Origin of the sequence: Sphaerisporangium perillae (assembly GCF_023276435.1) — a bacterium.
Classification (GTDB): domain Bacteria; phylum Actinomycetota; class Actinomycetes; order Streptosporangiales; family Streptosporangiaceae; genus Sphaerisporangium; species Sphaerisporangium perillae.
The window spans coordinates 1-15,095 of sequence record NZ_JALLPO010000023.1 but is presented as its reverse complement, the minus strand read 5'-3'; the positions used below and the strand labels follow the sequence as shown (position 1 = coordinate 15,095).

The 15,095-nt window shown below is 68.0% G+C and carries 13 protein-coding genes and 3 pseudogenes; 6 read left to right on the top strand and 10 right to left on the bottom strand.

The genetic code is table 11. The features are described from left to right. Positions 1 to 8: 8 nt before the first annotated feature. Positions 9 to 995, bottom strand: a complete 987-nt coding sequence (locus MYF83_RS22730; protein ID WP_248962640.1) for a UDP-glucuronic acid decarboxylase family protein — start codon at positions 993 to 995, stop codon at positions 9 to 11. Between the two features lie 455 nt (positions 996 to 1,450). On the opposite strand from MYF83_RS22730, the gene MYF83_RS22725 reads away from it, so the two are divergent. Beyond that, positions 1,451 to 1,681 (top strand): hypothetical protein, encoded by a 231-nt coding sequence (locus MYF83_RS22725; protein WP_248962639.1) that lies wholly within the window; start codon positions 1,451 to 1,453, stop codon positions 1,679 to 1,681. Positions 1,682 to 1,773: 92 nt separating this feature from the next. On the opposite strand, the gene araD is transcribed toward MYF83_RS22725, so the two are convergent. From araD to MYF83_RS22700, 5 genes are all read right to left on the bottom strand, one after another. Continuing rightward, entirely contained in the window at positions 1,774 to 3,498 is a 1,725-nt protein-coding gene (gene araD / locus MYF83_RS22720; RefSeq protein ID WP_248962638.1) for an L-arabinonate dehydratase, read from the bottom strand. Positions 3,499 to 3,574: 76 nt separating this feature from the next. Continuing rightward, a complete protein-coding gene (locus tag MYF83_RS22715) occupies positions 3,575 to 4,327 on the bottom strand; it encodes a Clp protease N-terminal domain-containing protein (RefSeq protein WP_248962637.1) in 753 nt (250 codons plus the stop codon). A 176-nt stretch (positions 4,328 to 4,503) separates the two neighbouring features. Beyond that, positions 4,504 to 5,730: an RNA polymerase sigma factor gene (locus MYF83_RS22710; protein WP_248962757.1), complete on the bottom strand. Its 1,227-nt coding sequence runs from the start codon at positions 5,728 to 5,730 to the stop codon at positions 4,504 to 4,506. A 2-nt stretch (positions 5,731 to 5,732) separates the two neighbouring features. Next, positions 5,733 to 6,056 carry a YciI family protein gene (locus MYF83_RS22705; protein ID WP_248962636.1) on the bottom strand — a complete coding sequence of 108 codons (324 nt, stop codon included), beginning with the start codon at positions 6,054 to 6,056 and terminating at the stop codon, positions 5,733 to 5,735. A 284-nt stretch (positions 6,057 to 6,340) separates the two neighbouring features. Then, complete coding sequence (locus MYF83_RS22700; protein WP_248962635.1) at positions 6,341 to 7,252, bottom strand: helix-turn-helix transcriptional regulator; 912 nt, start codon at positions 7,250 to 7,252, stop codon at positions 6,341 to 6,343. A gap of 108 nt (positions 7,253 to 7,360) precedes the next feature. Between MYF83_RS22700 and MYF83_RS44395 the strand changes: the two are divergent. From MYF83_RS44395 to MYF83_RS44390, 3 genes and pseudogenes are all read left to right on the top strand, one after another. Further along, positions 7,361 to 8,438, top strand: a pseudogene (locus tag MYF83_RS44395) (aldo/keto reductase). Positions 8,439 to 8,657: 219 nt separating this feature from the next. Further along, positions 8,658 to 9,509, top strand: a complete 852-nt coding sequence (locus MYF83_RS22685) for an aldo/keto reductase (RefSeq protein ID WP_248962632.1) — start codon at positions 8,658 to 8,660, stop codon at positions 9,507 to 9,509. Between the two features lie 408 nt (positions 9,510 to 9,917). Then, positions 9,918 to 10,406 (top strand): annotated as a pseudogene (locus MYF83_RS44390) (transposase); the annotation flags it as partial. Between the two features lie 20 nt (positions 10,407 to 10,426). Here the strand turns inward: MYF83_RS44390 and MYF83_RS22680 are convergent. Together MYF83_RS22680 and MYF83_RS22675 are read right to left on the bottom strand one after the other, a co-directional pair. Then, positions 10,427 to 11,536 carry a threonine aldolase family protein gene (locus tag MYF83_RS22680; RefSeq protein ID WP_248962631.1) on the bottom strand — a complete coding sequence of 370 codons (1,110 nt, stop codon included), beginning with the start codon at positions 11,534 to 11,536 and terminating at the stop codon, positions 10,427 to 10,429. 274 nt (positions 11,537 to 11,810) lie between these two features. After that, positions 11,811 to 12,458: a TetR/AcrR family transcriptional regulator gene (locus MYF83_RS22675; protein ID WP_248962630.1), complete on the bottom strand. Its 648-nt coding sequence runs from the start codon at positions 12,456 to 12,458 to the stop codon at positions 11,811 to 11,813. A gap of 147 nt (positions 12,459 to 12,605) precedes the next feature. On the opposite strand from MYF83_RS22675, the gene MYF83_RS22670 reads away from it, so the two are divergent. Continuing rightward, positions 12,606 to 13,634: an SDR family NAD(P)-dependent oxidoreductase gene (locus tag MYF83_RS22670; protein WP_248962629.1), complete on the top strand. Its 1,029-nt coding sequence runs from the start codon at positions 12,606 to 12,608 to the stop codon at positions 13,632 to 13,634. Between the two features lie 141 nt (positions 13,635 to 13,775). Continuing rightward, the gene (locus tag MYF83_RS22665; RefSeq protein WP_248962628.1) at positions 13,776 to 14,144 is read left to right on the top strand and encodes a DUF427 domain-containing protein; all 369 of its coding nucleotides are present in this window, start codon (positions 13,776 to 13,778) and stop codon (positions 14,142 to 14,144) included. A gap of 106 nt (positions 14,145 to 14,250) precedes the next feature. Here the strand turns inward: MYF83_RS22665 and MYF83_RS43860 are convergent, their stop codons facing one another. Together MYF83_RS43860 and MYF83_RS22655 are read right to left on the bottom strand one after the other, a co-directional pair. Further along, positions 14,251 to 14,553 (bottom strand): DUF1905 domain-containing protein, encoded by a 303-nt coding sequence (locus MYF83_RS43860; RefSeq protein WP_248962627.1) that lies wholly within the window; start codon positions 14,551 to 14,553, stop codon positions 14,251 to 14,253. 324 nt (positions 14,554 to 14,877) lie between these two features. Continuing rightward, positions 14,878 to 15,095: pseudogene (locus tag MYF83_RS22655) on the bottom strand (RNA polymerase subunit sigma-24); the annotation flags it as partial.

Below are 15,095 nucleotides of genomic sequence, written 5' to 3'. Positions count from 1 at the left end.
GGGGCGGCCTAGAGGGCCGTGGTGGCGAGGTCGGCCTGGTCCTGAGCGCTCCACAGCGGAGAATGCTCCTCGAACCAGGCGATGGTGCGCCGCAGCCCTTCCTCGATGGGGACGCGCGGCTCCCATCCGAGCCGGGTCCTGGCCAGCGTGATGTCGGGACGGCGCACCGTGGGGTCGTCCTGCGGCCGCGGGATGAACGCGATCTCCGAGGAGGACCCGGTGAGCTCCTTGATCCACTCCGCCAGGGCGAGCATGGAGACCTCGTGCGGATTGCCGATGTTGATCGGGCCGTCCAGGTTGGAGTTGAACAGCCGGACGATCCCCTCGACCAGGTCGTCCACATAGCAGATGGACCTGGTCTGGCTGCCGTCTCCGGACACCGTGATCGGCTCGCCGAGCAGCGCCTGCCGGACGAACGTCGGGATCGCCCGTCCGTCGAAGGGCCGCATCCGGGGGCCGAACGTGTTGAAGATCCGCAGGATCGCCGTATCGACGTCGTGGGCGCGGCGATAGGCCATGGTCATCGCCTCGGCGAACCGCTTGGCCTCGTCGTACACCCCGCGGGGACCGATGGGGTTCACATTGCCCCAGTAGCTCTCCGGCTGCGGGTGGACCAGCGGGTCGCCGTAGGTCTCGGAGGTCGAGGCGAGCACGAATCGTGCCCCCTTTTCCCGGGCGAGTTCGAGCGCGTTGAACGTCCCGTTGGAACCGACCCGCAGCGTGTCGATCGGCAACCGGAGATAGTCCGACGGCGATGCCGGCGACGCGAAGTGCAGGACGGCCTCCAGGCCGCCGGGAACGGAGAGGTGCTGCGACACGTCGGCGCGCATCAGCCGGAAGCCGTCCTCGGCCATCAGATGTTCGACGTTGGCGACCGAGCCGGTGAGGAAGTTGTCAACGCAGATGACCCGATATCCCTCGAGCAGGAATCGTTCGCAGAGATGCGATCCGAGGAATCCGGCGCCGCCGGTAATGGCCATGGTCGGGCGGCTCATAGGCACTTCTCATAACGTCGCCCGGTCAGGGCGCGTGCTAAAGACAACCCAATCCCCCTGTTATGCCGGCCCGATGGAGTCGGACCGCTCCCACGTCCCCCTGCGACCTCACTCCGAAGAGCGCGGCTGAGTGAGGCAACTCGCATTTCCCGTCAAAGCCTCAGATTGACGTCACCGTAAGGCACGCGCAACGGCAGCGTCAATCAACCTTTACAACGACAAACCGCCCTAACTAGGATCGTTAGTCACATACCGGACGTCATGTAAACGCCCCCATACCTGATTTAAATTTCAATAGTTCAACGTCATCGCGCACTTTGCGACCGGCCGAAACCGCGTATCCGGAAATTACCCGACAATGGGCATGAAGGGCTCTTGAGTGGTTGTCACCATGACAAACGCTCGGCATCCCTAAAGTTGCGTCATGCGGTGGAACAGGATGAAGGGGCGGTACTGTGGCGACACCAGAGGGATTCGGCTATGCGGAGTTCGGTGACGGAACCGTCCGAATCACCCATCGAGGCCGTCCTGCGGCCACACTGAGGGGCAGCCGGGCGGCCGAGTTCCTCGAGGAGGTGGCGAGCGGCGACCCGCAGCAGGTCATGGCCCGCTGGACCGGCAACTACCGCCGCGGCAACGAGCGCACCGCCAAACGCCACCCCCGCAATGCCCCGGGCCGCCCCTGACCCCTGCCTCCCGCCTCCATGCTTGTGATCTACAATGTAAAGGCGGCCGCCCGGTGGCGGCCGCCCGTACGTCCGAGGGGAGGAGCACGGCGTCAGCCCATGTCGGGTTCGGGAGCGCCGCCGGCGCCGAGGAGGAAGTCGAAGTCGCAGCCCTCGTCCGCCTGGAGGATGTGGGCGTCGAAGAGGGTTCCGTAGCCGCGCTGGAACACCGGCGCGGGGGGCTGCCAGGCGGCCCGGCGCCGTTCCAGCTCGTCCTCGGGGACGTCGAGGGACAGGCGGCGGGCCTCGACGTCGAGGGTGATCGGGTCGCCGTCCCTGACCAGGGCGAGGGGCCCGCCGACGTGGGACTCCGGCGCGACGTGCAGCACGCAGGCGCCGTAGCTCGTGCCGCTCATCCGCGCGTCGGAGATGCGCACCATGTCGCGGACTCCCATCTTCAGGAGCCGGTTCGGGATGGGGAGCATGCCGTGCTCGGGCATCCCGGGGCCTCCGCGCGGGCCGGCGCCGCGCAGCACCAGCACCGAGTCGGCCGTGATCGGCAGGCTCTCGTCGTTGATGCGCCGCATCAGGTCGCGGTGCCCCTCGAACACCACCGCGGGCCCGGTGTGCTTGAGCAGCCGGGGCTCGGCGGCGACATGCTTGATCACCGCCCCGGCCGGCGCCAGGTTGCCGCGCAGGACGGCCAGGCCGCCCTCCTCCGACAGGGCGTTGTCGCGGGTGCGGATGACCTTGTTGTCGTACACGCCGGCGCCCTCGATCACCTCGCCCAAGGCGTGCCCGGTGACGGTGGGCCGGTCGAGGTGGAGCAGGTCGGAGATCCGGTGGAGCAGGCCGGGGAGGCCGCCCGCCAGGTAGAAGTCCTCCATGACGTACGTGCCGCTCGGGCGCAGGTCGGCGAGCACCGGGACGCGCCGGGAGGCCTCGTCGAAGTGGTCGAGCGTCAGCTCGACGCCGCTGCGGCGGGCCATGGCGATGAGGTGGATGACGGCGTTGGTGGACCCGCCGAGGGCGAGGACGGTGGTGACCGCGTCCGCGTAGGCCTCGGCGTTGAGGATCGTGGCGGGCCGCAGGTCCTCCCAGGCCATCTCGACGACGCGCCGGCCGGTGGCGGCGGCCATCCGGTTGTGGGCGGAGGCCACGGCGGGGATGGACGCGGCGCCCGGCAGGGTCATGCCGAGCACCTCGGCGACCGAGGTCATCGTGGAGGCGGTGCCCATCGTCATGCAGTGGCCGGGGGAGCGGGCGATGCCCTCCTCGACGCCGGTCATCTCGGCCTCGCCGACGAGCCCGGCCTGCTTGTCGGCCCAGTAGCGCCACACGTCGCTGCCGCTGCCGAGCACCTCGCCGCGATAGTTGCCGGGGATCATCGGCCCCGACGGTACGAAGATCGCAGGTATGTCCATGCTGATGGCGCCCATGAGGAGGGCGGGCGTGGTCTTGTCACACCCGCCCATGAGCACGGTCGCGTCCACGGGGTGGGAGCGCAGGAGCTCCTCGGTCTCCATGGCCAGCAGGTTGCGGTAGAGCATGGTGGTCGGCTTCTGGAAGGACTCCGACAGCGACATCACCGGGAGCTCCACCGGGTAGCCGCCCGCCTGCCACACCCCGCGCTTGACGTCCTGCGCGCGCTCGCGCAGGTGGATGTGGCAGGGGTTCAGCTCGCTCCAGGTGTTCAGGATGCCGATGACCGGCCTGCCCATGTGCTCCTCGGCGGACAGGCCGAGCTGGCGGGTCCTCGAACGGTGGCCGAAGGACCGGAGCCCTTCGGCGCCGTACCAGCGGTGGCTTCTCAGTTGATCAGGGGTCAGGCGCTGCACGAGTCCTCCTCGATATCCTGATATATCACGATATCGGCAAGGGATGCTCCGCCGGCGCCAGGTGCCCCGGTCGCCCTCACGCCTCCGCGGGGTTCGCCTCCCTGGCCCGCACGATGTCCGCGAGGATCTCGAGGGTCCACGCCTCGACGCCCTCCTTGGTGACGCCCAGCGAGGTCAGCACCTGGGCCGCGGCGACGTCCTCGGTGCTGAGCAGGGCCAGCAGCAGATGCTCGGTGCCGATGTAGTTGTGCCCGAGGCGCAGCGCCTCCCGCACGCTCAGCGCGAACACCTTCCTGCTGTCGGCCGTGAACGCGACCTCTTCCGCGGCCTGCCCGCTCACGGCCGGCGCGACGACCGGGCCGAGGGCCGCGACGGCCGCCTGGCGCACCCTGTCCAGCGGCGCGCCGAGCACCTCCATCGCGCGGGCGGCCAGGCCCTCCGGCTCGTGCAGCAGGCCGAGCAGGAGATGCTCGGTGCCGATGTAGCCATGCCCGCTGTCGAGGGCCTCCTGCCGCGAGGCCACGACGACGTGGCGCGCCCGGTCGGTGTAGCGGGCGAAGGTGGTGAGGTCGAACGGCTCGCCGGACTTGGGGACGAACCGTTTCTGCGCGGCCTGCTTGGTCACGCCCATGCTCTGGCCGATCTCGGTCCAGGACGCGCCGGCCTTGCGGGCCTGGTCGACGAAGTGGCCGATGAGGTGGTCGGCGACCTCGCCGAGATGTTCGGAGAGCAGGACGGCCCCCGAAAGCTGCTGGAGTGCGCCGCCTTCGGCGTGCTGGCTCCTGATGTAGTTGATCAGATCGTCCAGGCGGACGGGTTGTGGCTGCATGCGTCAACGGTAGGTTGACGATCTGGCTTTCGTCAACCCTGGGTTGACGATTGAGACTCCCAGAGATGGTTGTCACCTGCCAGAAATAACCGTCACCAAGATCAACTTTGCGGGTCTCGGTAGTGTGGCTCCCCGTTTCAGCCGGCGGTTCCCAGCTTTAGGTGGCGGCTGGGTCACTACCTCAGTTGGTCGCGGCGGCGTGTCAGGTAGGCGGTCTCGGCGGTGTTGCCTGCGAGCTCGATGGCTTTGTCGTATGCCGCGCGTGCGTTCTGACTGCGGCCCAGCCGGCGCAGCAGGTCGGCGCGGGTCGCGTGGTAGGCGTGATAGCCGGCCAACTTGTCGTCAAGACGGTCGACGGCTGCCAGTGCCACCTCCGGGCCGTCGAGCTCGGCGACCGCGATGGCCCGGTTGAGGGCGATGATCGGCGAGGGGTCGAGGTGGACGAGCTGGTCGTAGAGGGCGACGACCTGCGACCAGTCGGTGTCGCGTACGTCGGGGGCTGAGGTGTGCACGGCGTTGATCGCTGCGAGGATCTGGTAGCGACCCGGGGCCACCCCGGAGGCCAGGCGCCCGCGCACCAGCCGGTGACCCTCGGCGATCAGCGCCGCGTCCCAGGCCCCACGGTCCTGCTCGTCGAGGGTGACCAGTTCGCCGCTGCCCGAAACCCGGGCGGTGCGGCGGGCCTCGGTCAGGAGCATCAGCGCCAGCAGCCCGGCCACTTCACCGTCCTGTGGCATGAGGGCACGGATCAGGCGAGTGAGCCGGATCGCCTCGGCGGTCAGGTCGTGGCGTACGGGATCGGTGTCGGGGCCGGTGGCCAGGTAGCCCTCGTTGAAGACGAGGCAGAGGACGGCGAGTACGCCGGAGACGCGCGCCGGGAGATCCTCCCCGGACGGCACGCGATAGGGGATGCGCGCCGCCTTGATCTTGGCCTTCGCGCGGGTGATCCGCTGCCCCATGGTGCTCTCCTGCACCAGGAAGGCACGGGCGATCTCGGGCATGGTCAGGCCGGCGACCATGCGCAGCGTCAGCGCCACGCGGGCCTCCATCGCCAGCGCCGGGTGACAGCAGGTGAAGATCAGCCGGAGCCGTTCGTCGTCGATGGCGCCGAGAGGCTCGGGCGGGTCGTCGTCGTACAACAGCTGAGCCTCCCTGTGCTTGTCGTCGCGTTTGTTCTCGCGCCGGATCCGGTCGATGGCCCTGCGGGTGGCGGTGGTGGTCAGCCAGGCGCCGGGGTTGGGCGGTACGCCGTCGGCCGACCACCGCTGGACGGCGGTCGCGAACGCTTCGCCCGCCGCCTCCTCGGCGATGTCGAGGTCACCGAAACGCCTGGTCAGGGCAGCGACCACCCGTGCCCACTCCTCGTGGTGGGCCTGGGTGACCGCCTCGCGGACGTCGATCATGTTCACCGGAACGGCCGCACCTCGATCTTCCGATTGCAGGCCTTCGACCCCTCGGCGGCCAGCTTGAGCGCCACGTCGAGGTCCGCGGCCTCGATGATCCAGAAGCCGCCGAGGAACTCCTTCGACTCCAGGAAGGGCCCATCGGTGAACATCGCCTCCCCACCCCGGTTGTCGATCACAGTGGCCGTGGTGGGCGCCCCGAGACCGCCGGCGAAGACCCAGTGGCCTTCGGCCACGAGCCGGTCGTTGAACACGTCGATCGCAGCCTGCTCGTCCGGGGTGGCCATGCCGGCCTTGTCAAAGATCACGGAAACCATGTACTGCATCTCGGATCATCTCCTGTGTTTCGGGGCACCCTCGTGGGCGGCCGCTCACCCCTACTACGAACACCTCTGCCCCGATCCGACACCGACTCCGAGATTTCTTTCGAGGATCTTCTGGTACGCCTCGAGCAGAAGCGCGCGGGTTCGCACAATCCGGGACGGCTTCGTGGGCGAACGCAGACGCCGATGGCCGCAGTGTGGCGCTTCGGCGTCGGGTTCGCCTCTATGGCCGCCCAACAGGTGCGTGCACCAGATGCTGCATCCGCTGATCGAGCCGGGTGCTTCGCTTACGGCCGCTGGCGGTGCTGTTCCGCGTCCGACCGCGCCGAGCGCTGTTCAGCTTGGGGAGCGGTCATGTCGAGCAGGAGCAGGGCGTCGTGGTCGGGGGTGCCGGGTTCGGCGGTGTAGACGCCGATGCGCTGGCCGGGGGTGCCTTCCAGCTGCATGGACTGGGAGGTGAGCGTGACCGTGCCGACGCGGGGGTGGTGGAAGGTCTTCTGCGCGGGCTTGCGGCCGGTGACCTCGTAGCGCTCCCACAGCCGGGCGAAGTCGGGGCTCTTGAGGAGGAGCTCACCGACCAGGTTGGTCAGGTCGGGAGCGTCGGGGGCGGTGCCGGCGACGGCGCGCAGCCGGGCGACGCAGCCGGTGATCTGGCGGTCCCAGTCCGGGAACAGATCACGCGCGGCCGGGTGGAGGAAGAGGTATCGGGCGAGGTTGCGGTGCTTGGCCGGCCAGTCTTCCAGGCCCGCGTATAGGGCGAGGCCGCCGGGGTTCCAGGCCAGCATGTCCATGCTGCGGCTGATTACGTAGGCGGGGTTCGGGCGCAGCGACTCCAGCAGCAGCTTCAGGTGGGGGCGCACGGTGCGGCTTGGCGCCGGGGGCGGTTCGGGCGCGTAGCGGGCCGCACGGGCGGCGAGCTCGCGCAGGTGCTGGTGTTCCTGATCGTCCATGTGCAGGGCGCGGGCGAGGGAGTCGAGGACGGCAGGGCTGGGGCGGGTCTCCTTGCCGCGTTCCAGGCGCACGTAGTAGTCGATGCTGATCCCGGCGAGGGTGGCCAGCTCCTCGCGGCGCAGACCGGGGGTACGGCGAATGCCGGCGCCGACGGTGAGGCCGACGTGTTCGGGGCTGGTCTGGGTGCGGCGGGCGCGCAGGTAGCGGCCCAGCTCGGCGCCCTCGCTGTGCGCGCTCTCGGATGCCATGACTCCAGTCTCACCCGCTGGGCACCCGCTGCCCGGGCGGGAGGGGGGCCCTGTCATTACCCCTGAAGAGCCCGCCCTGCCACACCGGAGCAATCCGGGCGAAGGTGAATGAGGGAGACGCCGACCCCTCGCCGTCGCCCAGGCTCTACCCGGCGCGACCTGCCGGACCGGGCGAGAGTGAAGAATCGAGCAACGCCACCAACCGGAGAAGGCGAGATGCGGTACATCAAGCTGCGTGACCTGGAGGTTTCCCGGATCGGTCTGGGCGCCATGGGCATGTCCCACGGCTACACCGGCTCTGGCACCGATGAGGCGGAGTCGATCAGGACCGTGCACCGGGCGCTGGAGCTGGGCGTCACGTTCATCGACACCGCCGAGATCTACGGCCCCTACACCAACGAGGAACTGCTGGGCCGGGCGCTGAAGGGGCGCCGGGAGAAGGTGGTGCTGGCCACCAAGTTCGGCCTGGTCTCTCACGGCGGCGACGGCGCGTGGAATCTGGACTCCAGCCCGGCCAACATCCGCACCGCCGTCGAAGGCTCCCTGAAGCGGCTGGGCACCGACCACATCGACCTGTACTACCAGCACCGTGTGGACCCGAACAAAGGAGACCGCCGGCGCCGTCAAGGAGCTGATCACTGAGGGCAAGGTGCGCGCCTTCGGTCTCTCGGAGGCAGGCCCCGATACGATTCGCCGTGCCCATGCCGTGCAGCCGGTCACCGCGCTGCAGTCGGAGTACTCCCTGTGGACGCGGGGCATCGAGGAGCGCGTCCTGCCAGTCCTGCGGGAGCTGAATGTCGGCCTGGTGCCGTTCTCCCCGCTCGGGCGCGGCTTCCTGACGGGCACCGTCCGCTCCACCGACCAGTTCGACGAGAACGACTTCCGGCGCGACAACCCGCGCTTCACCGGCGAGAACTTCCAGCGCAACCTCGCCCTCGCCGACGAGGTCAAGGCCCTGGCCACCCAGGTTGGCGCCACGCCCGCGCAGGTGGCGCTGGCCTGGCTGCTCGCCCAGGGCAACGACATCGCCCCGATCCCCGGGACCAAGCGCGTGGCCCGCGTCGAGGAGAACACCGCCGCCGACGCCGTCACCCTGACCGCCGAGCAGCTCGCACAGCTCAGCGGCCTGCCGCCCGCCGCCGGCGACACCCACACCGAGGCCCAGGCGCAGATGCTCGAACGCTGACCTCCCGCACCCCCAGACTCTCCTGTTTGGAGTAGTACCGACCACCGGCCACCACGGCGCCGTCACCGCCGGCGTCGGCCGCGGCGACGCGGTGCTCGTCGTCGGCGACGGCGCGGTCGGCCTGTGCGCCTACCGGGCCATGGCCGACCGCCAGGTCCTCAAGGCCCTCATCCGCCCCTGACCTCCCCTCCCACGAGCACAGCGAAGGACATACCGCTCATGCAGACCGTCACCCTCAACAACGGCGTCGAGATGCCGCTCCTCGGCTTCGGCGTCTACCAGATCCCCGCCGAGGGCACCGAACGCGCCGTCTCCGACGCGCTCGCCGCCGGCTACCGACTGCTGGACACCGCCGCCGCCTACGGCAACGAAGAAGCCGTCGGCCGCGCCATCGAGTCCAGCGGCATCGCCCGCGAGGACCTGTTCGTCACCACCAAGCTGTGGGTCCAGGACGCCCCCGCCGAGGACAACACCAAGCGAGCGTTCGAGACCTCCCTGAACAAGCTGGGACTGGACTACCTCGACCTCTACCTGATGCACCAGCCCTTCGGCGACGTCTACGGCCAGTGGCGCGCCATGGAGGCGCTGAACCGCGAGGGGACGGCCAAAGCGATCGGCGTCGCCAATTTCTACCCCGACCGCCTGATCGACCTGATCGTCAACAACGAGATCACCCCGCAGGTCAATCAGATCGAGACCCATCCCTTCTTCCAGCGCGCCGACTACCAGGACCTCATGCGCGAGCACGGCGTGCAGATCCAGTCCTGGGGCGGCTTCGCCGAGGGCAAGAACGACCTGTTCACCAACCCGCTGCTGGCCGAGATCGGCAAGGAGTACGGGAAGTCGGTCGCGCAGGTCGTGCTGCGCTGGCTGACCCAGCGCGGCGTCGTCGCCATCCCCAAGTCGGTGCGCGCCGAGCGCATGGCGGAGAACCTCGACGTCTTCGACTTCCAGCTCACCGACGAGCAGATGGCCCAGATCGCCACCCTCGACACCGGCAGCTCCCTGTTCTTCGACCACCACGACCCCGAGATCGTCACCTGGCTTGCTAAGCGTCGCCTGGACGCCTGACCCGAACCCGCCACCCCAAGGGGCGAGCAGCCGCATCGCCGGCCGCTCGCCGTCCCGCTGCCAGATCCCTGAGAGAAGGGCCTATCTGTGTACCAGCAGGACCGCACTTCACCCCGGCGCCGCACGATCCTGCGCGCCGCCCTGCTGACCGGAATCACCGCCATGACCCCCGCAAGATCCGCGACCTCATCATCTGCGACGTGTACCGCATCGAGGCCACCGACCCCTACCCGGAAAGCTATGACGGGGGTATCTCTCCAGGTGTGTAAGGAGTGATCTTCAGGGAAGCAAGTGACCTGTGGGAACACCCACTTCTTCGGGGGGAGAACAATCATCGTGTCAGTGATCGAGAGTGTCGACGATCCAGCATCGACTACCGGCAGTGATCGTTCGTCTACGCTGACGCGCATGGTCAAGCGTCCGCTGCGTGAGCTGATCGACGACCGGCTACTGGACGAGCTGCTGGCACGATCCCGCGACGAGGCCGGCGGGCTACGCCTGACCGGCGAGGGCAGCATGCTGGGCGACCTGGTCAAAGCCGTGCTGGAGCGGGCGCTGGAAGCCGAGATGGCCGCGCACCTGGGCTATGACCGGCACAGCCCGGCCGGCTACAACTCTGGTAACTCCCGCAACGGCACGATCCGCAAGCGGGTCCAGACCGGCGTCGGGCCGATCGAATTGGCGGTGCCGCGTGACCGGGCCGCCACCTTCGAGCCGGTGCTGGTGCCCAAACGCGCCGGCCGGGTCGCCGGCGGGCTGGACGACATGGTCATCAGCCTGTACGCCCACGGCATGACGGTCCGCGACATCGTCCACCACCTGGCCCAGGTGTACGGCACCGAACTGTCGGCCGAGACGGTCTCCCGGATCACCGAACAGGTGATGGACGAGGTCAAACCCCCGAGATTAATGGCGCGTCAGGGCGTCCGAGCGCTGGCGTACAAGGTGCTCAGGGCCGCGAGCTGTTCTTTCACGTCCCAGTCGAGCGTCGCGTCGCCGACGGTGAGCTCGGTCATCGCCCACCCCGGCACGTCGGCTTCGCGCCACCAGGACGCCAGGGCGACTCTGTCGGTCTCCATCATGCGTACCGTCGCCTCCTCAAGGCGATCGGCCGGGAGGTCTACGAAGACGCGGAACGCGTTGGTGTGCGGTGGCTGCGGTAGCACGCGCACGCCGTCGAGCGTGTCTAGGCCGACGGCGAGCTCGCGAGCGCGGACTACGTACGAGCCCATACGCGGTAACCGCTTCGCGAGCCCGTCGCGTGCCGCAACGGCATACGGCAGCAGGGTGAAGAGCGTGCCGCCGTGCCGCAAGCGCCAGCGACGAGCCTGCGCCACGAGGTCGGCGGGACCTGCCAATGCCGCGCCGGCCATCCCGCCAAGCCCCTTGTAGAACGAGACGTAAACGGAGTCGGCGAGAGCGGCGATCTCTGCATGCGGCCGGCCGTAAAACGGCCGGCTCTCCCACAGCCGCGCCCCGTCGAGATGCACAGGCACGCCACGCTCGCGGGCCCTGCTGCTGAACGTGACGAGATCCTCCCAGGTCGGGAGCAAATAGCCGGCGTCGCGCAGCGGCAGTTCGATGCTCACCGCAGCAAGGGGTCCGGCGACGTGGTCGAGGTCGGCAGCGGTGACCGGGCGTGAGTCGCGCGTCAGGTGCTGGACGCGCAGGTGGTGCAACTCGGACAGCGCATCGAGCTGGCGCAGAGCAAGGTGCGAGAGCCCATGCACGGCCACCGCGTCGGTGCAGGAGCGCTCGACCCAGGAACGCAGGGCGGCCTGCTGTGCCATCACACCGCTGGGCATGAACGCCGCGTCTTCCTTGCCGAGCAGCTCGGCCACCTCGCGCTCGAGCAGCTCGACCTCACCCCCGCCCCCGTAACGGTCAAGGTCGGGCTCGGTCGCCGCGTCGGCGAGCTCCTGCAGCCAGGCCCGGGGAGTGACGTCACCGTGCCCGACGAGCCACCTCGTGCAGCCGCGTCGTGCGGCTGCACGGCGATCGGCCGCTGCCCCTGCCTCCGATGTCACTCCACTACCGTAGGCGGTCAGACCATGCCTCGGCTTAACCGGGTAGCGCAACGACCACCCGTGGACCGCGGCACAGCTCCTAAGCGGGCAAGGTTCTACGCACGGTAACGCTCACTCATACCGCTGAACCGCGCGTACGGGAGCACCACATTGCCGAATTGAGTGCATGACGGCCATGGGCGAGTGTGCCTGACGGGACCTGCGGAAGGTGGTGGCCAATACGTCGGGTCGAGCCTGCCCACCAGCCGCTGCCAGCTTCCGGCTGGCGTAAATGTCAGGCTCCTGGATTACCGCCTTCAGAAGGAGTATGCCGTGCGCTGCAATTGAGGGCTGACATGAAAAGGTCGACGCCGATGGTCATTCGCGCGACAAACTCTTCTCGAGTGGTCGCTTCGTGCTTGACGCCGCCGGCAGTGCTCAGCAACGTCCGGGCCACGTCCTCTGCCATACCCGCGCTCCGAGGAGGCAGGTCGGCGGCGACGGCATCCGTGACCATCTCGACAAAACGCTTGGGGTAGTCAGTGACAATAGGACCCAGTAGCTCCGGATTGGTCTCCATCAAGATGGCGACCTCTTTCGCCAGAGGACCGACGTAACGCCCGGTCCATAAGTCGAACGCCTCGATCAGACGATCGCGGAGTGGGCGCTGAGTGTCGGCCAGAGACCGCTTCGCGGCATCGACATCGTCGTCAAGGGCATGGGTGACGGCGGCCCGGAACAGGTTCTGCTTCGAAGTGAAGAGGAAGTACAGACCCGGACGAGAGATGTCCGCAGCCCGGGCGACATCCTCCATCGACGTCTTCTTGTACCCGTAGCGGGCAAAGGTGACGAGCGCGGCCCCCAGGACCTGCTCCCGCCGACCACTCTCAGTCGCGCTCTCTTCGCCGATCGCGGGCTCGGGGTCGCTCACGAGCGACAGCATACCATCAACTAAACGTACTATATAGAATAAGCAGTTCGCGTATAGTTAGTCTTGAGTGCTGGGTGCTGGGTGCTGCCGGTCGAGTGTCACGCGGATAGGACCCGGCCTGCCTCATCGCTCTGACCATCCGTCCTTCAGGAGGCTTCCATGCCAACACCCCATCGCTTGATCACCACTCGATTCGACGTCAGCAGCACCGCTGACGACGTCGTGGAGGGGCTCGACCTCACCGGCGTCCGCGCCATCGTCACCGGCGCATCGTCGGGGATCGGCGTGGAGACAGCCCGCTCCCTCGCGCGCGCCGGTGCTGAAGTCACCCTTGCGGTCCGCAACACCGACGCCGGCATCAAAACAGCCGAGGACATCGCACAGTCGACCGGCAACGGCAACATTCACGTCAGCGCACTCGATCTCGTCGACAGGTCCTCCATCGCCGAGTTCTCCAACCGGTGGACCGAACCGCTGCACGTCCTGATCAACAACGCCGGCGTCATCGTCAGCAACCTGATCCGAACCCCAGAGGGCTGGGAACTTCAATTCGCCACCAATCATCTCGGCCACTTCGCCCTGAGCCTCGGCTTGCACGAAGCCCTCGCCGCAGGCGCCCGCGAACGGGGCGGGGCCCGTATCGTCTCGCTCAGCTCCACGGCACATATGAGGTCGCCGGTCGTATTCGACGACATCCACTTCGAGCGGCGCGAATACGACCCTCAGGCCGCGTACGCGCAGTCCAAGACCGCCAACTCGCTCTTCGCGGTCGAAGCCTCGCGCCGCTGGGCCACCGACGGCATCGTCGCGAACGCAGTCAACCCCGGCGGCGTCTCTACGGGACTGCAAAGGGACTTCACACAAAAGCAAAAAGACTATCTGGCCGCGGCCGAGGCTTCCGGGGCCTTCGTCTACAAAACTGTCCAGCAGGGCGCCGCCACCACGCTCGTCGCGGCGGTCGCCCCCGAATTTGCCCACACCGGCGGCCACTACCTTGACGACGGACGCGAGGCCTACACGGCAGCCGACGATGCGGATCTGTTCGACCACAGCCACGGCGTCAAGGAATGGGCACTCGACCCCGGCGCCGCCCGGAAGCTATGGACGGTCTCAATGAACCTCATCGGGGACCCCGCAACACGCGAGACGCCCACGGCAGAGGGAACCACAGAAGACTGGCTCCGTTGAATCTCTCGATACGATCCGTCCAGGAGCGCTTCCCGCAACGCGACCACCGATGATCAGTCCCCATAAAACAATGCCGCTTCACTCACATGCCGTGAAGCGTTCCGCTCGTTGCCGCAGGGAAACGTCTGATGGAATCGGTCTATGAAGACACGAGGACATGACATAGAGGTCACGCCTATATCGGATCAGGTCGTGGTGCGGGTCAAGGACGTGGTTGTCGCGACCTCCTCCCGGCCGGTCGTGCTCACCGAGACGGGTTGTCCATCGCGGTACTACCTGCCGCCGGCGGACGTACATACGGATTTGCTCAGATCATCGACCACGACGTCGCACTGTCCGTTCAAGGGCGACGCCGTCTACTGGTCGGTTCAGACCGGTGACGGTGTGGCCGAGGACGTGGTCTGGTCTTACCCGGCGCCGTTCCCGAGGGTCGCGGAGATAGCCGGCCTGCTCGCCTTCTGGGCCGAGAAGGCAGGCGTCACCCTCGAGGTGAACGGGCAGGCCGGGTAGCGTCGCGGATTGTGATCGTCGCCACGCGCAACGGACTGCCCGCCCTGACGGCGCTGAACATCCGCTTCCATCGCAGATCGTGCGCTGATCCTGACTTGTCCCGAGGTCAAAAGTCGACCAGTTCGACGGTCACGGTCGCGATGTCGCCGACCTGGAGGGCTTCGGCCGTGCGGACGGCGCGCTTGATGGGCAGCGCGTAGCTGCCCTGCGCGGTGTCCGGGAAGATCGAGGTCGTCCATGTGGTGGCGCCGATCGTGACTCGCACCCGCAACGAACCGAAGCCGCGTCGCGGCCCGCGGGCCAAGTCCTGGATCTCCTCGGACGCCTCGGCCGGCAGACTGACGAACGTCCAACTGTCATCGCGCCGGGCATCCCATATCCACAGCTCGGCATCGAATACGACCACCACGAGCTCAGCATGACACGCGGGGCCGACAGTCCCTGGTCGTCCCGTCACCGCCGGGAGGCAGTCGACGACGCTGACCTGCCGCCGTTCCCGCCTGGCCAGGCGGTTGACCGCCCGTTGGCCTGAGGCTGCTGACAGCGCACTCTTCTGCCGCAGGTCGCGCGGCTGCCCAAGGTCCACGTGCCCGTGCGCCGTTGATCCTTTGAGAATCGCCAACTTCGATGAGACGGAGTTGTTTCCCAAACGGACAGACCGGTCAGCATCTGCCCCCGGTCCGAAATCGGCCAGCTGAACTGAAGGATCGAACCGTCTGGGACTGTGGAGAAGTCAGCCCAGCGCGGCCGCCTTGCGCAGCAGTACTGAGCGTTCGCGCTGGTTGGCGCACAGCCGGGCCGCTAGCTCCAGCTCGGCGCGCGCTTCCGGTCGCCGGCCGAGGCGGGCCAGCAGCTCCCCGCGTACGGTCGGAACCAAATGCGAACCGGGGAGCCGGTCCAAGGCGATCAGCTCGTCCACCATGGCCAGGGCTTGCGCCGGACCCGAGGCCA